Source organism: Microbacterium sp. LS_15 (assembly GCF_041954735.1).
In the GTDB taxonomy this organism is placed as follows: domain Bacteria; phylum Actinomycetota; class Actinomycetes; order Actinomycetales; family Microbacteriaceae; genus Microbacterium.
Window position 1 is genome coordinate 176,836 of record NZ_JAVAYD010000003.1, and the last position, 19,563, is coordinate 196,398.

Below are 19,563 nucleotides of genomic sequence, written 5' to 3' on the forward strand. Positions count from 1 at the left end.
CCGACCCCGCGTCGCCGCGCACAGCGCAGGATGCAGCGCAGGCGCCTCCTCCGACGGATCGCCCTGTCGGCAGCGGGCGTCGTGGCCGTCGCGCTCGCCGCGATCCTCATCCCGCTCGGCCTCGCGCAGGAGAAGCCCCTCGCGATCTGCCTCGGAGATCCGAGCACCTACCCCGAGGCGGGCGTCGCCGGTTGGGAGGGGGAGCAGCTGGAGAACGCCGCGACCATCATGCAGACGGCGACCGCGCTCGGCTTCGGCCGCGATGGCCAGGTGCTCGGCGTCATGACCGCGACGGGCGAGAGCAGCCTGCACAACATCGACTACGGCGACTGGGAGACGAGCGGGTTCACGAACCCCGACGGCAGCAGGACCACGAGCATCGGGCTCTTCCAGCAGCAGGAGTGGTGGGGCAGCGTCGAGCAGCGCATGGACCCGGCGACCGCCGCGACGCTCTTCTACCGGCGTCTCGCCCGCGTGCCCGACTGGCAGTCGATGGACCGCTCGCTGGCCATCCACCGCGAGCAGGTCAACCTCGACCCGACGTACTACACGCGCTACACGGAGGATGCCGTCGCGGTCGTCGACGCGATGTCGCAGCCCTGCTGATCCGCCCCGCATCCAGGCTCCGGAAGGGGAGGTGCGCCTAGGCTGGAGCCGTGGCGCAGAGCATCTACATCACCTCGGCCGAAGGCCATACCGGGAAGTCCACGATCGCCCTCGGCGTGCTCGATGCGCTCATGCGCGTCACACCGCGCGTGGGTGTCTTCCGGCCCATCGCGCGCTCGGTCGCCGAACGCGACGACGTGCTCGAGCTGCTGCTCGCCCACGACGGCGTGCAGCTCGACTACGACGACTGCATCGGCGTGACCTACGACGACGTCCGCGACGACCCCGACCGGGCGCTCTCGACCATCGTCGCCCGCTTCAAGGCCGTCGAGGCGCAGTGCGACGCCGTCGTCATCATCGGCAGCGACTACACCGACGTCGCCAGCCCCGCCGAGCTCGGGTACAACGCTCGGATCGCCGCGAACCTCGCCGCACCCGTGCTGCTCGTCCTCAGCGGCCGCGACCAGCAGCGCCAGGCCGAGCAGCTGGGCACGACCACGGCCCGCACGCCAGAGGCCGTCGGCCAGATCGGCGCCCTCGCTCTGTCGGAGCTGGAGGTCGAGCGCGCCGAGCTGTTCGCGATCGTCGTGAACCGCGCCGATCCCGACCGCCTCGGCGACATCGAGCAGGCGGTCGCCGCACTCCGTCCGGCGCGGACCACCCCGGTGTGGGCGCTCCCCGAGGACCGCACCCTCGTCGCGCCGTCGATCCGCGGCATCCTCTCCGCCGTCGACGGACGACTCATCAAGGGAGACCCCGACCGTCTCGGCCGTGAGGCCCTCACGATCGTCGTCGCCGGCATGTCGATGGTGAACGTGCTGCCCCGGCTCACCGAGGAAGCCGTGGTCGTCATCCCCGCCGACCGCACAGAGGTGCTGCTCGCGACGCTGCTCGCCGACGCCTCCGGCACGTTCCCGCGGGTCGCGGGGATCATCCTCAACGGTCCCTTCCCGCTGCCCGATCCGATCGTGCAGCTGCTCGACGGCTTCACCTCGACCGTGCCGATCATCGCCACCGACCTCGGCACCTACGACACGGCGGTGCGTGTGATGGGCGCGCGCGGACGCATCTCGCCCGACTCGCGCGGCCGCTACGACCGCGCTCTCAGCCTGTTCCAGACCCACGTCGACGTCGCGGAGCTGACCACGCAGCTGGGCCTGGCCGAGTCGAAGGTCGTCACACCGCTGATGTTCGAGTACGGGCTGATCGAGCGGGCGAGGGCCGACCGGCGGCGCATCGTGCTGCCGGAGGGCGACGACGACCGCATCCTGCGCGCCGCCGCCACCCTGCTCGCGCGCGAGGTGGCCGATCTCACGATCCTGGGCGATGAGGCGGCGGTGCGGGCTCGTGCGGTCGAGCTCGGCGTCGACATCGAGGCGGCGCAGGTGCTCAGCCCCACCGACCCCGAGCTCGTCGAGCGCTTCGCCGAGGAGTACGCCCGGCTGCGGGCCCACAAGGGCATCACGCTCGCACAGGCCGCGGACACCGTGACGGACGTGTCGTACTTCGGCACCATGATGGTGCACCTCGGTCTCGCCGACGGGATGGTGTCGGGCGCCGCGCACACCACGGCGCACACCATCCGCCCCTCGTTCGAGATCATCAAGACCAAGCCGGGGGTGCAGGTCGTCTCGAGCGTCTTCCTCATGGCGCTCGCCGACCGGGTGCTCGTGTACGGCGACTGCGCCGTCATCCCCGATCCCACCAGCGAGCAGCTCGCCGACATCGCGATCTCCTCGGCGGCCACGGCTCGTCAGTTCGGCATCGACCCGCGCATCGCGATGCTCTCGTACTCGACGGGGGAGTCGGGCACGGGCGCCGACGTCGACAAGGTGCGCCAGGCCACCGCCCTCGTGCACGAACGGGCGCCCGAGCTGCTCGTGGAGGGGCCGATCCAGTACGACGCCGCCGCCGACGCGGCGGTCGCGAAGGCCAAACTGCCCGACTCCGCGGTCGCCGGACGCGCGACGGTGTTCGTGTTCCCCGACCTCAACACGGGCAACAACACCTACAAGGCCGTGCAACGGTCGGCCGGTGCCGTCGCGATCGGCCCCGTGCTGCAGGGGCTCAACAAGCCGATCAACGACCTGTCGCGGGGAGCACTCGTCGACGACATCGTGAACACCGTCGCGATCACCGCGATCCAGGCGCAGGAGGCCGACTCATGACCACCATCCTCGTCATCAACAGCGGATCGTCGTCGCTCAAGTACAGCCTCATCGACATCGAGGACGAGCGCGAGCTCGCCAGCGGCCTCATCGAGCGGATCGGGCAGGACGTCAGCGCGATCGCGCACACCGTTCGGCCGGATGCCGCGGGCGACGCCGTCGTGACGATGCTCGACGCGACCTCCGAGGACGAGCGCCCCGTCGCCGACCACCGCCAGGCGTTCGCCGTCATGCTCGAGCAGTTCGCCGAGCACGGCCCCTCGCTCGACGAGCACCCGCCGGCCGCCGTCGGCCATCGCGTCGTGCACGGGGGAGCGCGGTTCTACGCGCCGACCCTCGTGACTCCGGACGTCGAGGCCCAGATCGAGGAGCTCGCGGTGCTCGCGCCGCTGCACAACCCGGCCAACCTCGCCGGCATCCGCGCGGCGAAGGCCGTGTTCGCCGATGTGCCGCATGTCGCGGTGTTCGACACCGCGTTCCACCAGACTCTTCCGCCCGCCGCGTACACGTACGCGATCGACGCCGAGCTCGCCGCCGAGCACCGGGTGCGCCGCTACGGGTTCCACGGCACCAGCCACCAGTACGTGAGCGAGGCGGCAGCCGCCTACCTCGACCGCGACCCCGCCTCGCTGCGCCAGCTCGTGTTCCACCTCGGCAACGGCGCCTCGGTCACCGCGATCGACGGCGGCCGATCCGTCGAGACGTCGATGGGGCTCACACCGCTGGAGGGGCTCGTGATGGGCACCCGCTCCGGCGACCTCGACCCCGCGGCCCTCGTGCACCTCTCCCGCCGTGCCGGCTACTCGATCGACGACCTCGACGCGCTGCTCAACACCCGCAGCGGCCTCAAGGGGCTCGCCGGTCGCAGCGACATGCGCGACATCCTCGCCGGACGGGAGCAGGGGGATGCCGCGGCGACCCTGGCCTTCGACGTGTACATCCACCGTCTGCGGGGGTACGCCGGTGCGTACATCGCGCAGCTCGGCGGAGTCGACGTGATCTCCTTCACCGCGGGCGTCGGCGAGAACGCCGCCGCCGTGCGCGAGGAGGCCATGGCGACGCTCGGATTCGCGGGCGTCGAGATCGATCACGGCCGCAACGTCGAGCGGCGCCGGGGCATCAGGCGCATCTCGACGGACGCCTCGGCGGTGACCGTCCTCGTCGTCCCGACCGACGAGGAGCTCGAGATCGCCAGGCAGACCTCGCGGATGCTCTGACACGACACCCCTTCCGGGGGTGACCGGCGGCCACGTGCGGCACTACGCTTGCACAGTGGCACGGAGAGGTGCCGGAACCCTCGTCCTTCTCCTGGAGGCTCCTGTGCCCGAAGCACTGCCCGACCTGCTCCGCGCCGACGGCGTCCTGTTCGACCTCGACGGCGTGCTGACGCCGACCGCCGAAGTGCACATGCGCGCCTGGAAGGTCGTGTTCGACGAGGTGTTCGAGCGCTGGGGCATCACACCCGCGTACACCGACGCCGACTACTTCGACTACGTCGACGGGAAGAAGCGGTACGACGGCGTCGCGAGCCTGCTGCACAGCCGCAACGTCGAGGTGCCCTGGGGCGAGGTCGACGACCCGCCGGAGGCCGAGACGATCTGCGGCATCGGCAACCGCAAGAACGCCGCGTTCGCCGCCTCGCTGCGCGCGGAGGGCATCGCGCCGTTCCCGGGATCCCTGGCCCTCGTCGAGAAGCTCACCGCTGCCGGGGTCCCGATCGGGGTCGTGTCCAGCTCGAAGAACGCCGAGGAGGTGCTCGGCGCAGCCGGCATCCGCTCATTCTTCCGCGTGGTCGTCGACGGCGTCGTCGCCGAGCGCGAGGGACTGGCATCCAAGCCCGCAGCCGACATGTTCCGCGCCGGTGCCGAGGCGCTGGGCGTCGACCCCGCGAGCAGCGTCGCCGTGGAGGACGCGACCTCGGGCGCCGCATCCGCCGCCGCCGCGGGCTTCGCGACCGTCGTGGGCGTGGACCGCGGCACCGGCGCAGACGCGCTGCGCGCCGCCGGCGCCACCGTCGTCGTCACCGACCTCGACGCCTTCCTGACCGACTCCGCCTCTTCCGCCGAGAACCCGAACGACTCCGACTCCGAGGAGACCGCATGATCGACCGCGACCGCTTCCCCGTCGACCCCTGGAAGCTCATCGAGACGCGCTACTCCGAGAGCGGCGTGGGTGAGACGCTGTTCAGTGTCGGCAACGGATATCTGGGCCTGCGCGGCAATCACATCGAGGGGCGCGGCGCGCACGAGCACGGCACCTTCGTCAACGGCCTGCACGAGACCTGGCCGATCCGGCACGCCGAACAGGCCTACGGTTTCGCCGAGGTCGGGCAGACGATCGTCAACGCCCCCGACGCCAAGGTCATGCGCGTCTACGTCGACGACGAGCCGATCTCGTTCGACGTGGCCGACGTGCGCGAGTACCGTCGCACGCTCGACATGCGCACCGGCGTGCTCGAGCGCGTCGTCGTCTGGGAGACGCCGTCCGGCAAGCGCGTGCGCATGCGCGACGAGCGCATCGTCAGCTTCGAGGAGCGTCACCTCGCGATCCTCCGCCTCGAGGTCGTCGTCGAGAACTCCGACGCGCCGGTCACGGTCAGCTGCCAGCTGCTGAACCGTCAGGACGGCGCGGGCGTCTACGCGGGCACACCCGCCGAGGCGAAGGGCGGCTTCGACCCGCGCAAGGCCGAGAAGATCACGGAGCGAGTACTCGAACCCGCCGAGCACTGGCAGGACGGCCTCCGTTCGGCGCTGTCCTACTCCGTCGCCGCGTCCGGCATGACGGTCGCGGTCGTCGCCGACCACCTCATCGAGACCGAGAACGAGTACACCTCGCGCACGCTCATCGACCCGGACATCTCGAAGAACGTCTTCCGCGTCCAGGCGAAGGCCGGGGTGCCGATCACGATCACCAAGCTCGTGAGCTACCACACGTCGCGCGGCGTGCCGGCTCGCGAGCTCGTCGACCGGTGCCGCCGATCGCTGGACCGTGTGATGGCCGAGGGCGTCGAGTCGCGGTTCGCGCGGCAGGCCGAATGGCTCGCCGCGTTCTGGGATCGCAGCGACGTGCAGATCGCCGGGCGCGACGACATCCAGCAGGCGACGCGCTGGTGCCTGTTCCAGCTCGCGCAGGCCTCCGCCCGTGCCGACGGCAACGGCGTCCCGGCGAAGGGCCTCACCGGATCCGGATACAGCGGTCACTACTTCTGGGACACCGAGATCTACGTCCTGCCGTTCCTCACCTATACGTCGCCGCAGTGGGCGCGCAACGCGCTGCGGGCGCGCGTGCACATGCTCCCCGCTGCACGGAAGCGCGCCGCGCAGCTGAACGAGGCAGGAGCGCTGTTCCCCTGGCGCACCATCAACGGCGAGGAGGCGTCGGCGTACTACGCCGCCGGCACCGCGCAGTACCACATCAACGCCGACGTCAGCTTCGCCCTGGGCAAGTACGTCCGCGCGACGGGCGACGAGGACTTCCTGCGCCGCGAGGGCATCGACGTGGCGATCGAGACCGCGCGGCTGTGGGCGACGCTCGGCTTCTGGCGCACGTCTCAGGCGGTGCCTGGCACGTCGGGAGAGGACGGGGTGGACACCTTCCACATCCACGGCGTCACCGGCCCCGACGAGTACACCACGGTCGTGAACGACAACCTGTACACGAACGTCATGGCGCGCTACAACCTGCGCTACGCGGCGCGGGTCGTGCGCGAGGCGCAGGAGGCGAACGGCGAGGAGTTCGCCAGGGTCGTCGAGCGCACGGGCCTCGGCGAGGGCGAGGCCGACGCGTGGGAGCGTGCGGCGGACGCCATGTTCATCCCGTACAGCGAGGCCCTCGGCATCCACCCGCAGGACTCCCTGTTCCTCGAGCGGGAGGTCTGGGACCTTGCGCACACGCCGTCCGACCAGCGCCCCCTGCTGCTGCACTTCCACCCGCTCGTGATCTACCGGTTCCAGGTGCTCAAGCAGGCCGATGTGGTGCTCGCGCTCTTCCTGCAGGGCAACCACTTCACGCCGGAGGAGAAGAAGGCCGACTTCGACTACTACGACCCGCTGACGACGGGGGACTCGACGCTGTCCGCCGTCGTGCAGTCGATCCTCGCCGCCGAGGTCGGATACCAGGACCTCGCGCTGCAGTACTTCGAGCAGTCGCTGTTCGTCGACCTGCACGATCTGCACCACAACGCGGCGGATGGCGTGCACGTGGCCTCGGCCGGCGGCGTATGGACGGCTCTCGTGTGCGGCTTCGGCGGGATGCGCGACTGGGCGGGCGAGCTGAGCTTCGATCCCCGCCTGCCCGCCGACTGGCCGTCGCTGTCGTTCCCGCTGCAGTGGCAGGGATCGATGCTCCAGGTCACGCTCACCGCAGACGAGCTCCGGGTGCACGTACGGGTGGGCGATCCGGTGCCCTTCACGGTTCGCGGCGAGGCGTTCATCGCGTCGGTCGGCGAGGACGCCGTCGTGCCGTTGGCCGACCAGGGACCCCTCATCCCCGGGCGTCCGACGCTTCGCCAGTTCGCGAACGCGGTGCGCGAGGACGGCACGCTGCTCTCGGCATCCGTGCCGGTGATCACCACGGCGATTCCCGTGATCGGCGACGACGACTGAGTATTCTCGCGACCGTCGCGCAGAGCCACCCCTTTCGTCTCGAGCCACCCCGCTGCCTCCGCTGCACAACGGGGTGGCTCGTGCGGAAAGGGGCGGCACGGCGACGGCGGACGGAACGGGCGGATGCCGGAGGCCGGGGCTGCCTCGATGTCGGCGGCACGCCGTAGGCTGTTCTGGTGACCACAGCCCTCTACCGCCGCTACCGCCCCGAGTCGTTCGGCGAGATGATCGGGCAGTCCCAGGTGACCGAGCCGCTGATGACCGCACTGCGCGGCGATCGTGTCGGCCATGCCTACCTGTTCTCCGGCCCGCGCGGGTGCGGCAAGACCACTTCGGCCCGCATCCTGGCCCGCTGCCTGAACTGCGCCGAGGGGCCGACCGACGTCCCGTGCGGAACCTGCCCGAGCTGCGTCGAGCTGTCGCGGGCGGGCGGCGGGTCCCTCGACGTCGTCGAGATCGACGCCGCGAGCCACAACGGCGTCGACGACGCCCGTGACCTGCGCGAGCGCGCCACCTTCGCCCCGAGCCGCGACCGCTACAAGATCTTCATCCTCGACGAGGCCCACATGGTCACGCCGCAGGGATTCAACGCGCTGCTCAAGCTCGTCGAAGAGCCCCCGCCGCACGTGAAGTTCATCTTCGCGACCACCGAGCCAGAGAAGGTGCTCGGCACGATCCGTTCGCGCACGCACCACTACCCCTTCCGGCTCGTGCCGCCTGCCGCGATGCTCGAGTACGTCGAGAAGCTCTGCGCCGAAGAGGGCGTGGTCGTCGAGAAGGGTGTGCTGCCGCTCGTCGTGCGCGCCGGCGGCGGATCGCCGCGCGACACCCTGTCGCTGCTCGACCAGCTGATCGCCGGGTCGGACTCCCCGGCCGGCTCCGAGACCGTGACCGTCGCGTACGAGCGTGCCGTCGCGCTGCTCGGCTACACGCACGCGACCCTGCTCGACGAGATCGTCGACGCTCTCGCCGCGGGCGACGCCGCAGCGGCGTTCCCCGCGATCGACCGCGTGGTCCAGACCGGACAGGATCCGCGCCGCTTCGTCGACGACCTGCTCGAGCGCCTGCGCGACCTCATCGTGATCGCAGCCGTCGGCGCCGGCGCCTCGGCCGTGCTCAGAGGCATCGCCGACGACGAGCTCGCGCGCATGCGCTCGCAGGCCGAGGCGTTCGGCTCCTCCCGTCTCTCGCGCACGGCGGACGTCGTGAGCGCAGCCCTCGACGACATGTCGGGTGCGACCTCGCCCCGGCTGCATCTCGAGCTGATGGTCGCCCGTGTGCTGGCGGGGCCGACGGATGCCGGGGCCGCCGCGCCGCCCGCGCAGCCCCGCGCGGCTGCCGGTCGGGCGACTGCGCCGTCGACCCCGGCCCCTCGCGCTTCCGCGCCTGCCTCCACCGCTCCGGCCGCCGGCGCCGCCCCGGCCGCTGAGCGTGAGGACGCATCCTCCTCTCCGGTCGTCGAGCGAGGGAGCGCAGCGACCGAGACGGCACGCGCCGAATCCTCCGAGACACCCACTCCGGCATCCGAGAGCTCGGTATCCGCGACCTCGGCACTCGCGTCCCCGACTCAGCCGGCGGCGGCGCCCTCGGGTCCCGTCACGTTCGAGCGGGTCACGTCGTCGTGGTCCGCCGTCCTCAAGCGTCTCGAAGACATCAGCCGCAGCTCCTGGCTGCTGGCCACCGCTGTGCAGCCGTTGGCCTACGTCACTGAGACCGACGTCCTCACGCTCGGGTTCACGAGCCAGCACGACGTCGCGAAATTCAAGGGGACGACGCCGGGATCGGGGCCGTCCGATCATCTGCGCACCGCGATCGAGCAGGAGCTCGGCGTCCGCGTCAAGTACGTGCCAGCACCCATGCCGCAGGGCGGCGCCCCACGGCAGCCGTCCTCCTCCGGCGGCCCGGCGTCGAGCGAGTCCTCCTCAGCCGGCGCACCCGCATCGGAGCCTGCGTCAGCGGGATCGAGGCGCACCCAGGCCCGCAGTGACTCCGCCGCACCCGTGACGGAGTGGGCGGTCGCGCCGATTCCGGCGTCGCCCGCCGTGGCGCCGGCGGCCTCCGCGACCCCCGCAGCCCCGGCGGCCTCTGCGAACCATCAAGTCGCCGCTCCTGCCCAGGAGGCGCCCGCTTCCGCTCCCGCCGAGGCCGACGCGTCTTCGCGCGCGGCGGCGGCGCCGACCGTGACGCGTGAGGCCGATCCCGCCGACGACGTACCACCGCCGTACGACGACGAGCCGCCGCCCTATGACGACGAGCCGCCCTATGACCCGTCGTACGAGCCGGCGCCGCCCCGAGGGCCGTCTCGTCCCTCCGCCCCGTCGTCGCCCTCGGCCGCCTCCGCGCCAGCAGCCCCGACGCCTCGATCGGCACCGGCATCCGCCCCGGTCGTCACCGACCGCACCCCGAGCGGGGGAGTGCAGCGCTACGGTGAGGCCGTCATCCGCCAGGTGCTCGGCGCCACGTTCGTGCGCGAAGAGCCCTACGAGCCCCCCACGAGGTTCTCCTGATGTACGACGGCATCGTCCAGGAACTGATCGACGAGTTCGGCAGGCTGCCGGGCATCGGTCCGAAGTCCGCGCAGCGGATCGCTTTCCACATCCTGCAGACACCGACGTTCGACGTCGCGCGTCTCTCCGAGCTGCTCACCGAGATCCGGGTGCGCGTGCGCTTCTGCGAGATCTGCGGCAACGTGGCCGAGCAGGAGCGCTGTGCGATCTGCCGTGACCCGCGCCGCAACGGATCCCTGATCTGCGTCGTGGAGGACGCGAAGGACGTCGCCGCGATCGAGAGAACGCGCGAGTTCCGCGGTCTGTACCACGTGCTCGGCGGGGCGATCAGCCCGATCGCGGGCATCGGCCCCGACGATCTGCGCATCGCCCAGCTCATGACGCGCCTCGCCGACGGCACCGTGCAGGAGGTCATCCTCGCGACCAACCCGAACCTCGAGGGCGAGGCGACCGCGAGCTACCTGAGTCGTCTCCTCACCACGATGCAGATCACGGTCTCGCGCCTCGCCTCGGGTCTCCCCGTCGGCGGCGACCTCGAATACGCCGATGAGGTCACCCTCGGGCGCGCGTTCGAGGGCCGGCGCGTGCTGTGAACGCACACGGCGGCTTCTCCCGTCGAGGCTGGCTGCTCTTCGGGGCGATGGCGCTCCTGTGGGGCGTGCCGTACCTGTTCATCAGCGTCGCGGTCGAGTCGTTCTCTCCGCCCGCGGTCGTCGCCGGCCGCACGCTCATCGCCGCACTCCTGCTGCTCCCGTTCACGATCCGCGGCGGTGCGCTGAAGGCCGCGGGGAAGCACTGGCCGTGGGTCCTCGCGTTCGGCCTCGTCGAGATGGCCGGTCCGTTCGTGCTGCTGGGCCACGCCGAGATGACCCTGCCGTCCGGTATGACCGGTCTGCTCGTCGCCACCGTTCCGCTGTTCGCCGCCCTGATCGCGCTGGGCGGCGGCGACCGCGGTGTAGTGCGCCCCGCGCGGGGGATCGGCCTTCTCGTCGGCTTCGTCGGCGTGGCGATCGTCGTCGCCGGGCCAGGCCTCTTCGGCGGCGACGTGAGCCTGCTCGCCGCGGGAGAGGTGCTGCTCGTCGCGATCCTCTACGCGATCGCCCCCTTCATCGTCGCGCGCAAGCTCGCCGACGTGCCGTCGCTCGGAACGATCACGCTCTCTCTGCTGATGATCGGCATCCTGTACCTGCCGATCGGTCTGCTGACCCAGCACGAGGTGCCGACGATCACCTCGATCGCAGCACTGCTCGTCCTCGCGGTCGTGTGCACCGCCGTGGCGTTCCTCGCCTTCTTCGCCCTCATCCGCGAGGTCGGGCCGGTTCGCGCACCGCTGTTCACCTACGTCAACCCGGTGGTGGCGATCATCCTCGGGGCGATCGTGCTCGCCGAGCCGCTCACGCCGGGACTGCTCATCGGGTTCCCCCTCATCATCGCCGGATGCTGGTTCGCCGCCACCGGCGGACGGCTGCGGCCTCCGGCATCCACTGCCCCCGACCTGGCCACGGCCCCGCCCGCGCCCTGAGTGCCGCGTCACATGCGCGGTCGGGTATACGACCCGATCGTAGAATGAGCGTGGGCGGATCCGCCCGACATCCCAGGGAGTGAACGTGGCCCTCATCGTGCAGAAGTACGGCGGCTCGTCCGTCGCCGACGCAGAGAGCATCAAGCGCGTCGCCAAGCGCATCGTCGACACGCGCCGTGCCGGACACGACGTCGTCGTGGCGGTCAGCGCGATGGGCGACACGACCGACGAGCTGCTCGACCTCGCGAACGAGGTCGCCCCGATCCCCGCCCCCCGCGAGCTCGACATGCTGCTCTCCAGCGGTGAGCGCATCTCGATGGCGCTCCTCGCGATGGCCATCCACTCGATGGGCTTCGAGGCGCGCTCGTTCACCGGCAGCCAGGCCGGCATGATCACCGATTCCCAGCACGGCGCCGCCCGCATTGTCGACGTGACCCCGGTCCGTCTGCGCGAGGCGCTCGACGAGGGCGCGATCGTGATCGTCGCCGGCTTCCAGGGCTTCAACCGCGACACCCGCGACATCACGACGCTCGGACGCGGCGGCTCAGACACCACGGCCGTGGCCCTCGCCGCGGCGCTGTCGGCCGACGTGTGCGAGATCTACAGCGACGTGGACGGCATCTTCACCTCCGACCCGCGCATCATCCCGAAGGCGCAGAAGCTCGACCACATCTCGAGCGAGGAGATGCTGGAGCTCGCCGCGAACGGCGCCAAGGTGCTCTACATCCGCGCCGTCGAGTACGCACGCCGTCACGGCGTCCTGATCCACGCCCGTTCGACGTTCTCGTCGTCGGAGGGCACCTACGTTCTGGGCGAGGGAATGAAGAACCCCCGCGAAGCCGAGGGAGCTGAGATGGAAGAACCGATCGTCGCCGGAGTCGCCACCGACTTCAGCCAGGCCAAGATCACCGTCGCAGGCGTGCCCGACGTGCCGGGCAAGGCCGCCGAGATCTTCAAGATCGTCGCGAAGTCCGGTGCGAACGTCGACATGATCGTGCAGAACGTGTCGGCGACGGGCCGCACCGACATCTCGTTCACGGTGCCCAAGGCCGATGCCGCCGCCGCGCTGAAGTCGCTCGCCGCCGAGCAGGCCGAGGTCGGTTTCAGCAACCTCGTGCACGACGACCAGATCGGCAAGCTGTCGGTCGTCGGAGCGGGCATGCGCACGCACTCCGGCGTCTCGGCGATCCTCTTCGAGGCGCTGTCGGCCGGCGGCATCAACATCGAGATGATCTCGACGTCGGAGATCCGCATCTCGGTCGTGCTGCGCGACAGCGATCTCGCAGAGGCCGCTCGCACCGTGCACAGCGCCTACGGACTCGACGGCGAGATCGAAGCCACGGTCCACGCCGGCACCGGTCGCTGACCGGCACGGTAGACTCGCCCACACCCTGACATCGGCGCCAGGCGCGGCATCCGCACCCCGACGCCGCGCCCGAAGCCTCGCTTGCAGTACTGCTCGACGCCAAGGAACATCATGACCCGCATCTCCGACTCAGGACTCTCCGTCGCCATCGTGGGCGCCACCGGCCAGGTGGGCACCGTCATGCGCGAGATTCTCGCCGAGCGGTCCTTCCCGATCCGCGACCTGCGTCTGTTCTCGTCGTCGCGCTCGGCGGGCACCGCGATCGAGTTCGGGGGAGCGAACGTGATCGTCGAAGACGTGGAGACGGCGGACCCCGCGGGCATCGACATCTCCCTGTTCTCGGCCGGCGCCACCGCCAGCCGCGCCTACGCTCCGCGGTTCGCCGAGGCCGGCGCCGTCGTCGTCGACAACTCGAGCGCGTGGCGCAACGACCCCGAGGTTCCCCTCGTGGTCAGCGAGGTCAACCCGCACGCGATCGACGACCGCCCCCGCGGCATCATCGCGAACCCGAACTGCACGACCATGGCCGCGATGCCCGTGCTCAAGGCGCTGGACGCCGAGGCCGGTCTCGAGCGGCTGATCGTCTCGACCTACCAGGCGGTCTCCGGCTCCGGACTCGCCGGTGCGCAGGAGCTCCTCGGCCAGGTCGAGGGAGTCCTCGCGCAGGGCGACACCCTGCGCCTCGTGCACGACGGCTCGGCGATAGACTTCCCCGAGCCCGAGAAGTACGTCGCACCGATCGCGTTCGACGTGATCCCGTTCGCGGGCAACCTCGTGGACGACGGCGAGAACGAGACCGATGAGGAGAAGAAGCTCCGCAACGAGAGTCGCAAGATCCTCGAGCTGCCTGGTCTCCGCGTCGCGGGCACCTGTGTGCGCGTCCCCGTCTTCACCGGTCACTCGTTGTCGATCAACGTCGAGTTCGCTCGCGACATCACTCCAGAGCGGGCGCGCGAAGTGCTCGGCGCCGCCCCCGGTGTCGTGCTCGACGAGGTGCCGACTCCGCTGCAGGCCGCAGGCAAGGACCCGAGCTTCGTCGGTCGCATCCGCGCCGACCAGTCGGCGCCGGAGGGCAAGGGCCTCGTGCTGTTCATCAGCAACGACAACCTGCGCAAGGGAGCCGCGCTGAACGCCGTGCAGATCGCCGAGATCCTCGCCGAGCGCTTGGCGGTCATAGCCTGACGACATCCCCGCCATGCGGATCCGGTCTCGTCGGGCCGGCCCGCGTGGTCAGTCGTGCCGTGCCCGCGAACTAGACTGTCCTGGTGACAGAAACAGTCGATGTCGTCCTGATCGGCGGTGGCATCATGAGCGCCACCCTGGGTACCCTGCTGCACGAGCTGCAGCCGGACTGGAAGATCGTCGCCTTCGAGCGACTGTCGGACGTGGCCCAGGAATCGTCCAATCCCTGGAACAACGCGGGCACCGGGCACGCCGCGCTGTGCGAGCTGAACTACATGCCGCAGCAGAAGGGCGCACCGCTCGACCCGGCGAAGGCGATCTCGATCAACGAGCAGTTCCAGCAGAGCCGCCAGTTCTGGTCCTCGCTGGTCGAGAAGGGTGTGCTCGACGAGCCGTCGACGTTCATCAACGCGACGCCGCACATGACCTTCGTGCGCGGCGAGAAGGACGTCGCGTACCTCAAGGACCGCTACGAGGTGCTGAAGAAGCAGCCGCTGTTCGCGGGTATCGAGTACAGCGAGGACTCGCGCGTCATCAACAAGTGGGCGCCGCTTCTCATGCAGCAGCGCCGCAAGGGCGAGCCCTTCGCGGCCACCCGCGTACCGGCGGGCACCGACGTCGACTTCGGCGCGCTGACCCACCAGCTGTTCGGCCACCTCACGAAGTCGGGCGTCTCGCTGCGCACCAACCAGGAGGTCCGCTCGCTGAAGAAGCAGAAGGACGGGTGGCTGGTCAAGTACCGCACGACCGTCGGTCGCACGCCTGCCGAGATCAAGGCGCGCTTCGTCTTCGTCGGCGCCGGAGGGTGGGCGCTGAAGCTGCTGCAGCGCTCCGGCATCCCGGAGATCAAGGGCTACGGCGTCTTCCCCATCGGCGGACAGTTCCTCAAGACCAGCGACCCGAAGATCGTGTCGCAGCACAAGGCCAAGGTCTACTCGCAGGCGTCGGTGGGCGCGCCGCCCATGTCGGTGCCGCACCTCGACACGCGCGTCGTCGACGGCGAGGCGTCGCTCATGTTCGGTCCGTTCGCCACCTTCAGCCCCAAGTTCCTGAAGAACGGGTCGCTGCTCGACATCGTGACCCAGGTGCGACCGCACAACCTCATGCCGATGCTGCGGGTCGCGTTCGCGAACCCCGACCTCATCACCTATCTCGTCAGCGAGCTGCTGAAGAACCACGCGAAGAAGGTCGACAGCCTGCGCACGTTCATGCCGACCGCGAAGGATGAGGACTGGACGCTGATCGACGCCGGTCAGCGCGCCCAGGTCATGAAGAAGGATCCGAAGAAGGGCGGTGTGCTGCAGTTCGGCACCGAGGTCGTCGCGTCCGCCGACGGCTCGATCGCCGGTCTGCTCGGTGCGTCGCCCGGTGCGTCCACCGCGGTCCCGATCATGCTCGACCTGCTGAAGAAGTGCTTTCCCGACGAGTACCCGGGCTGGGAGTCCGAGCTGCGCGAGCTGATCCCGACGTTCGGCGAGAAGCTGAACACGCAGCCCGCTCTGGCCGCGTCGTCGACGTCGTCGACGGCGGCCACGCTCGGCATCGACGAGTAGCGTAGCGGTGGCGAAGCTCTACTTCCGCTACGGCGCGATGAACTCGGGCAAGTCCACTGCTCTGCTCCAGGCCGCCTACAACTACGAGGAGCGCGGCCAGCACGTGCTGCTGGCGAAGCCCGCGATCGACACGAAGGGCGCGTCCGAGATCTCCAGCCGACTGGGGATGACGCGCGAGGTCGACTTCCTGATCGGCCCGGACGACGACGCGCGTGCGCTGTTCGACGCGGAGCGCGATCGTGTGCGGAGCGCCGCCGAGGGTGAGCTGTTTCCAGAGGGCCCCGTCGATGTGGCGTGCCTCCTGATCGACGAGGCCCAGTTCCTCACCGCTCTGCAGGTCGACGATCTGTTCCGCATCGCGATCGAAGACGGGATCCCGGTCATCGCCTACGGCATCCGCAACGACTTCCTCACGCACGCGTTCCCCGGCTCCGCGCGACTGCTGGCGATCGCGCACTCCCTCGAGGAGCTCAAGACCATCTGCCGCTGCGGACGGAAGGCCGTGTTCAACGGACGAGTCATCGGCGGCCGGTTCGTGTTCTCGGGCGATCAGGTCGCCATCGACGAAGGCGCGGAGGGGGCGGCTGCGCCGGAGCTCACCACCTACGAGTCGCTGTGCGGCGCCTGCTACCTGCAGGAGTCCGGCGGACGCCTGGGCTGAGACCCCCTCGCTCTCGCCCGTCCGCGGCTGCGTGACGGGCTCGTCTTGCGTGGTCTGACCACACTCGATACTGTGGTCAGACCACACGAGCGGAGGAGAGCGGATGTCGGATCAGCCCGCGCGCGCCTGGCGCCTCGTGCTCGAGCACGTCGAGCGCGAGCTTCTCGATGCACGCCTCGGTCCGGGCGATCGGCTCGCCTCCGAGCGCGATCTCGCCACGGAGCTCGGCGTCGGGCGCTCCAGCGTCCGCGAGGCGCTGCGGGTGCTCGAGGTCATGGGGCTGATCCGCACGTCCACCGGTTCCGGGCCGCAATCCGGGGCCATCGTGATCGCGACGCCGACGGGGGGGATGTCGACGCTGCTGCGTCTGCAGGTCGCCGCGCAGGGGTTTCCGCTCGACGACGTGGTCCGGACCCGCCTGGTGCTGGAAGACGCCGTCGCCGCTGATCTCGCATCGCAGTCCGCCCCGGCGCTCGACGAGGTCGGACGCGTGCTCGACGCGATGGACGCCCCCGGTCTCGCCCCCGTGGAGTTCCTCGCGCTGGACGCGCACCTGCACCTCGCCCTCGCCGAGGCGAGCGGCAACACGGTCGTCGCCGCGATGATGGCGGGGCTCCGCACCGCGATCGAGTCGTACGTGCAGCAGGGCGCGGCTTCCATCCCCGACTGGGGTGCCATGGCGGCCCGGCTGCGTTCCGAGCATCGCGCCATCATCGAAGCCATCCACTCGGAGGACTCAGAGGGCGCCCGTTCGCTCGTCCGCGCCCACATCACCGGCTACTACAGCGCCACGGGGCTCACCCGCGGCATCCCGTCCATCGACTGAGAGGTCAGAGCATGGTCCAGCGCCAGCTTCCCAACCCCGCCGAGCTCCTCGAGCTCATGAAGTTCAAGAAGCCGCAGCTCGACGGCAAGAAGAGGCGGCTCGACGCGGCCCTCACGATCGCCGACCTCCGCACGATCGCGAAGCGACGCACGCCCAAGGCCGCGTTCGACTACACCGACGGAGCCGCGGAGGGCGAGCTGTCGCTCCGGCGTGCGCGGCAGGCCTTCCAGGACGTCGAGTTCCACCCCGGCATCCTGCGCCCTGCGCCGCAGGTCGACACGTCCGTCGAGATCCTCGGCGGCCCGTCGGCGCTGCCCTTCGGCATCGCGCCGACCGGGTTCACGAGACTCATGCAGACCGAGGGCGAGGTCGCCGGCGCCGGGGCCGCGGCAGCCGCAGGCATACCGTTCACGCTGTCGACCCTGGGCACGACCTCGATCGAAGGCGTGAAGGCCGCGAACCCGCACGGACGCAACTGGTTCCAGCTCTACGTCATGCGCGACCGCGAGATCTCGTACGAGCTCACACGTCGGGCGGCGGCCGCGGGGTTCGACACGCTGCAGTTCACGGTCGACACCCCCGTGGCCGGTGCGCGGCTCCGCGACAAGCGCAACGGCTTCAGCATCCCGCCGCAGCTGACGCTCGGCACGATCGTCAACGCGATCCCGCGACCATGGTGGTGGTACGACTTCCTCACGACGCCGAAGCTCGAGTTCGCCTCTCTCAGCACGACGGGCGGCACGGTGGGCGAGCTGTTGGACGCCGCGATGGACCCGACCATCAGTTACGACGACCTCGCCGTGATCCGCGACCTGTGGCCAGGCAAGATCGTCATCAAGGGCGTGCAGAACGTCGAGGACTCCGTGCGACTGCGCGATGCGGGCGTCGACGGCATCGTGCTGTCGAACCACGGCGGGCGCCAGCTCGACCGCGCGCCCATCCCGTTCCACCTGCTTCCCCAGGTCCGTCGAGCGGTCGGCGACGACTTCACGGTCATGGTCGACACGGGCATCATGAACGGCGCGGACATCGTCGCCTCGGTCGCCCTCGGCGCGGACTTCACGCTGATCGGGCGGGCGTACCTCTACGGCCTCATGGCCGGTGGCCGGGCAGGCGTGGATCGCACGATCGCCATCCTGCGCACCGAGATCGAGCGCACGATGCGGCTGCTGGGTGTCGCGTCGCTGGCGGAACTGGAGCCCTCGCACGTGACGCAGCTGACGAGAATGGTGCCCGTCGCGAAGAGCGCGTCGGAGGCCGTCGTACGCTGAGCCGTTCTCAGGCCGCCGAGGGCTCGACGAGATGTCGGGCCCTGGCGGATTGCGGGGGGATCAGAGCGAAGCGAGGAGCTCGTCGAGTTTGTCCGCCGTATCCTCCCACCCCTCGACGGGGATCGAGGGGACGCCGAGAGCGAGCACCGGGTAGTCGTTGCCGCCCTCGTCGAGCCTGTCACCGTAGAAGAGCATGGACGCGAGGGGGATGCCGGTCAGGTCCGCGAGACGCTGCATCCCGTAGGCCTTGTCGATGCCGGCTCGGGTGATGTCGATCGACGTCGATCCCCCCGAGCGGACCTCGAGTCCGGGGAGGCGCGCGGCGACGGCATCCCGCAGGGCCGCCCGCTTCGAGCCGTCGGGGTCCCAGACGTGCTTGGCATCGCGCGGAGCCTTCTGGCCCAGGGCGGAGAACGTGATCTGCGATCCGCGGTCCTCGAGGATGTCACCCCACGGCTGCGACTCCCAGAAGCCGAGGCGTTCGGCCTCCTCCCGAAGCGCGGTCAGGGCGGCATCCTTCTCCTCCGCGCTGAGATCGTGCGCGTACACGGGGGCGAAGTCGGTGCCGTCGTGGCGCAGGTACCGGGTGCCGCACGTGGGCAGCAGGTGCAGGCGGGACAGGGCATCGGCATCGACCGTCGTGAGCTGTGCGACGACCTGAGAGCGGAACTGCTGCTCGTTGCCGCCGGAGATGATCGCGACATCGCCGCGATGCAGCAGGGCGATGAGCAGCGCGGCGATGCGGTCGCTGATGACTCCCTTGGAGGGGGCGAGCGTGTCGTCGAGGTCGAAGGCGACGAGGGCGGGCGCGGTCATGCTGTCTCCAGACTACGGGGCGGTCGGGTCGTGCTCGGTGCGAAGAGGAGGGTGCAGGCGATCGCGAGGAAGACCCCGATCAGCGCGCCGCCGGAGTTCGCGGCGACATCGCTCACCGTGGCGGCGCGATGGGGGAGGGCAAGCCGCTGTGCGACCTCGATGGCGACGGAGATCGCAGGCCCGATCACGACGGCCACCGGCCAGACGCGACGCGGCACGAGGAGGAAGGCGAAGACTCCTACCGGGACGAAGACGAGCACATTGGCGAGGATCTCGAGGCGGGTGAAGTCGAGCCAGTCCCAGCCCACCCGGTGTGCGGTCGACAGGACGAGCTCGAGGAGATTCGGCATCGATTCCTCGACGCGGGCCGGAGTGAGGGTCAGCAGTCCCAGCCCCACCAGGAAGGGGATGCCGAGCAGGATCGCGATCCCGCGGGTCCAGCGTCGAGGGGCAGGGAGCAGTGCGCTCATGCGATCCCCTT

16 protein-coding genes are annotated in these 19,563 nt (G+C 70.2%); 14 read left to right on the forward strand and 2 right to left on the reverse strand.

Annotated features, from left to right (window positions below; genetic code table 11):
* Nucleotides 1–30: 30 nt before the first annotated feature.
* From RAC69_RS06710 to RAC69_RS06775, 14 genes are all read left to right on the forward strand, one after another.
* Nucleotides 31–606: a hypothetical protein gene (locus tag RAC69_RS06710; protein WP_375086026.1), complete on the forward strand. Its 576-nt coding sequence runs from the start codon at nt 31–33 to the stop codon at nt 604–606.
* A 50-nt stretch (nt 607–656) separates the two neighbouring features.
* On the forward strand, nt 657–2,774 hold the full coding sequence (gene pta / locus RAC69_RS06715; RefSeq protein ID WP_375086028.1) for a phosphate acetyltransferase: 2,118 nt from the start codon (nt 657–659) through the stop codon (nt 2,772–2,774).
* A complete protein-coding gene (locus RAC69_RS06720) occupies nt 2,771–3,991 on the forward strand; it encodes an acetate/propionate family kinase (RefSeq protein ID WP_375086030.1) in 1,221 nt (406 codons plus the stop codon). The genes pta and RAC69_RS06720 overlap by 4 nt, the downstream gene beginning before the upstream one ends.
* Nucleotides 3,992–4,046: 55 nt before the next feature.
* Complete coding sequence (locus RAC69_RS06725; protein ID WP_375086032.1) at nt 4,047–4,877, forward strand: HAD family hydrolase; 831 nt, start codon at nt 4,047–4,049, stop codon at nt 4,875–4,877.
* Nucleotides 4,874–7,378 carry a glycoside hydrolase family 65 protein gene (locus tag RAC69_RS06730; protein WP_375086033.1) on the forward strand — a complete coding sequence of 835 codons (2,505 nt, stop codon included), beginning with the start codon at nt 4,874–4,876 and terminating at the stop codon, nt 7,376–7,378. Before RAC69_RS06725 ends, RAC69_RS06730 begins: the two co-directional genes overlap by 4 nt.
* A gap of 176 nt (nt 7,379–7,554) precedes the next feature.
* Nucleotides 7,555–9,885, forward strand: coding sequence for a DNA polymerase III subunit gamma and tau (locus tag RAC69_RS06735; protein WP_375086035.1), 2,331 nt, complete (start codon nt 7,555–7,557; stop codon nt 9,883–9,885).
* Nucleotides 9,885–10,478 (forward strand): recombination mediator RecR, encoded by a 594-nt coding sequence (gene recR, locus RAC69_RS06740; RefSeq protein WP_375086037.1) that lies wholly within the window; start codon nt 9,885–9,887, stop codon nt 10,476–10,478. Before RAC69_RS06735 ends, recR begins: the two co-directional genes overlap by 1 nt.
* Nucleotides 10,475–11,407 (forward strand): DMT family transporter, encoded by a 933-nt coding sequence (locus RAC69_RS06745; RefSeq protein WP_375086039.1) that lies wholly within the window; start codon nt 10,475–10,477, stop codon nt 11,405–11,407. The genes recR and RAC69_RS06745 overlap by 4 nt, the downstream gene beginning before the upstream one ends.
* A gap of 85 nt (nt 11,408–11,492) precedes the next feature.
* Nucleotides 11,493–12,773 carry an aspartate kinase gene (locus tag RAC69_RS06750; protein ID WP_341933694.1) on the forward strand — a complete coding sequence of 427 codons (1,281 nt, stop codon included), beginning with the start codon at nt 11,493–11,495 and terminating at the stop codon, nt 12,771–12,773.
* A gap of 111 nt (nt 12,774–12,884) precedes the next feature.
* On the forward strand, nt 12,885–13,955 hold the full coding sequence (locus tag RAC69_RS06755) for an aspartate-semialdehyde dehydrogenase (RefSeq protein WP_375086041.1): 1,071 nt from the start codon (nt 12,885–12,887) through the stop codon (nt 13,953–13,955).
* Between the two features lie 83 nt (nt 13,956–14,038).
* Nucleotides 14,039–15,508 carry a malate:quinone oxidoreductase gene (locus RAC69_RS06760; protein WP_375086043.1) on the forward strand — a complete coding sequence of 490 codons (1,470 nt, stop codon included), beginning with the start codon at nt 14,039–14,041 and terminating at the stop codon, nt 15,506–15,508.
* Between the two features lie 7 nt (nt 15,509–15,515).
* The gene (locus RAC69_RS06765) at nt 15,516–16,169 is read left to right on the forward strand and encodes a thymidine kinase (protein WP_375086044.1); all 654 of its coding nucleotides are present in this window, start codon (nt 15,516–15,518) and stop codon (nt 16,167–16,169) included.
* A gap of 103 nt (nt 16,170–16,272) precedes the next feature.
* A complete protein-coding gene (locus tag RAC69_RS06770; RefSeq protein WP_375086046.1) occupies nt 16,273–16,995 on the forward strand; it encodes a FadR/GntR family transcriptional regulator in 723 nt (240 codons plus the stop codon).
* An 11-nt stretch (nt 16,996–17,006) separates the two neighbouring features.
* Complete coding sequence (locus tag RAC69_RS06775; protein ID WP_375086047.1) at nt 17,007–18,266, forward strand: alpha-hydroxy-acid oxidizing protein; 1,260 nt, start codon at nt 17,007–17,009, stop codon at nt 18,264–18,266.
* 60 nt (nt 18,267–18,326) lie between these two features.
* On the opposite strand, the gene RAC69_RS06780 is transcribed toward RAC69_RS06775, so the two are convergent.
* Together RAC69_RS06780 and RAC69_RS06785 are read right to left on the reverse strand one after the other, a co-directional pair.
* Nucleotides 18,327–19,082: an HAD-IIB family hydrolase gene (locus RAC69_RS06780; protein WP_375086048.1), complete on the reverse strand. Its 756-nt coding sequence runs from the start codon at nt 19,080–19,082 to the stop codon at nt 18,327–18,329.
* Nucleotides 19,079–19,552: a VanZ family protein gene (locus tag RAC69_RS06785; protein WP_375086050.1), complete on the reverse strand. Its 474-nt coding sequence runs from the start codon at nt 19,550–19,552 to the stop codon at nt 19,079–19,081. Before RAC69_RS06785 ends, RAC69_RS06780 begins: the two co-directional genes overlap by 4 nt.
* Nucleotides 19,553–19,563 lie beyond the last annotated feature (11 nt).

Excerpts from the sequence above, each read along its gene's own strand:
- RAC69_RS06755 (WP_375086041.1), top strand. The coding sequence starts at position 12,885 with ATGACCCGCATCTCCGACTCAGGACTCTCCGTCGCCATCGTGGGCGCC.
- RAC69_RS06770 (WP_375086046.1), top strand. The coding sequence starts at position 16,273 with ATGTCGGATCAGCCCGCGCGCGCCTGGCGCCTCGTGCTCGAGCACGTC.
- RAC69_RS06710 (WP_375086026.1), top strand. The coding sequence starts at position 31 with ATGCAGCGCAGGCGCCTCCTCCGACGGATCGCCCTGTCGGCAGCGGGC.
- RAC69_RS06720 (WP_375086030.1), top strand. The coding sequence starts at position 2,771 with ATGACCACCATCCTCGTCATCAACAGCGGATCGTCGTCGCTCAAGTAC.
- RAC69_RS06775 (WP_375086047.1), top strand. The coding sequence starts at position 17,007 with ATGGTCCAGCGCCAGCTTCCCAACCCCGCCGAGCTCCTCGAGCTCATG.
- RAC69_RS06730 (WP_375086033.1), top strand. The coding sequence starts at position 4,874 with ATGATCGACCGCGACCGCTTCCCCGTCGACCCCTGGAAGCTCATCGAG.
- recR (WP_375086037.1), top strand. The coding sequence starts at position 9,885 with ATGTACGACGGCATCGTCCAGGAACTGATCGACGAGTTCGGCAGGCTG.
- RAC69_RS06785 (WP_375086050.1), bottom strand. The coding sequence starts at position 19,552 with ATGAGCGCACTGCTCCCTGCCCCTCGACGCTGGACCCGCGGGATCGCG.
- RAC69_RS06780 (WP_375086048.1), bottom strand. The coding sequence starts at position 19,082 with ATGACCGCGCCCGCCCTCGTCGCCTTCGACCTCGACGACACGCTCGCC.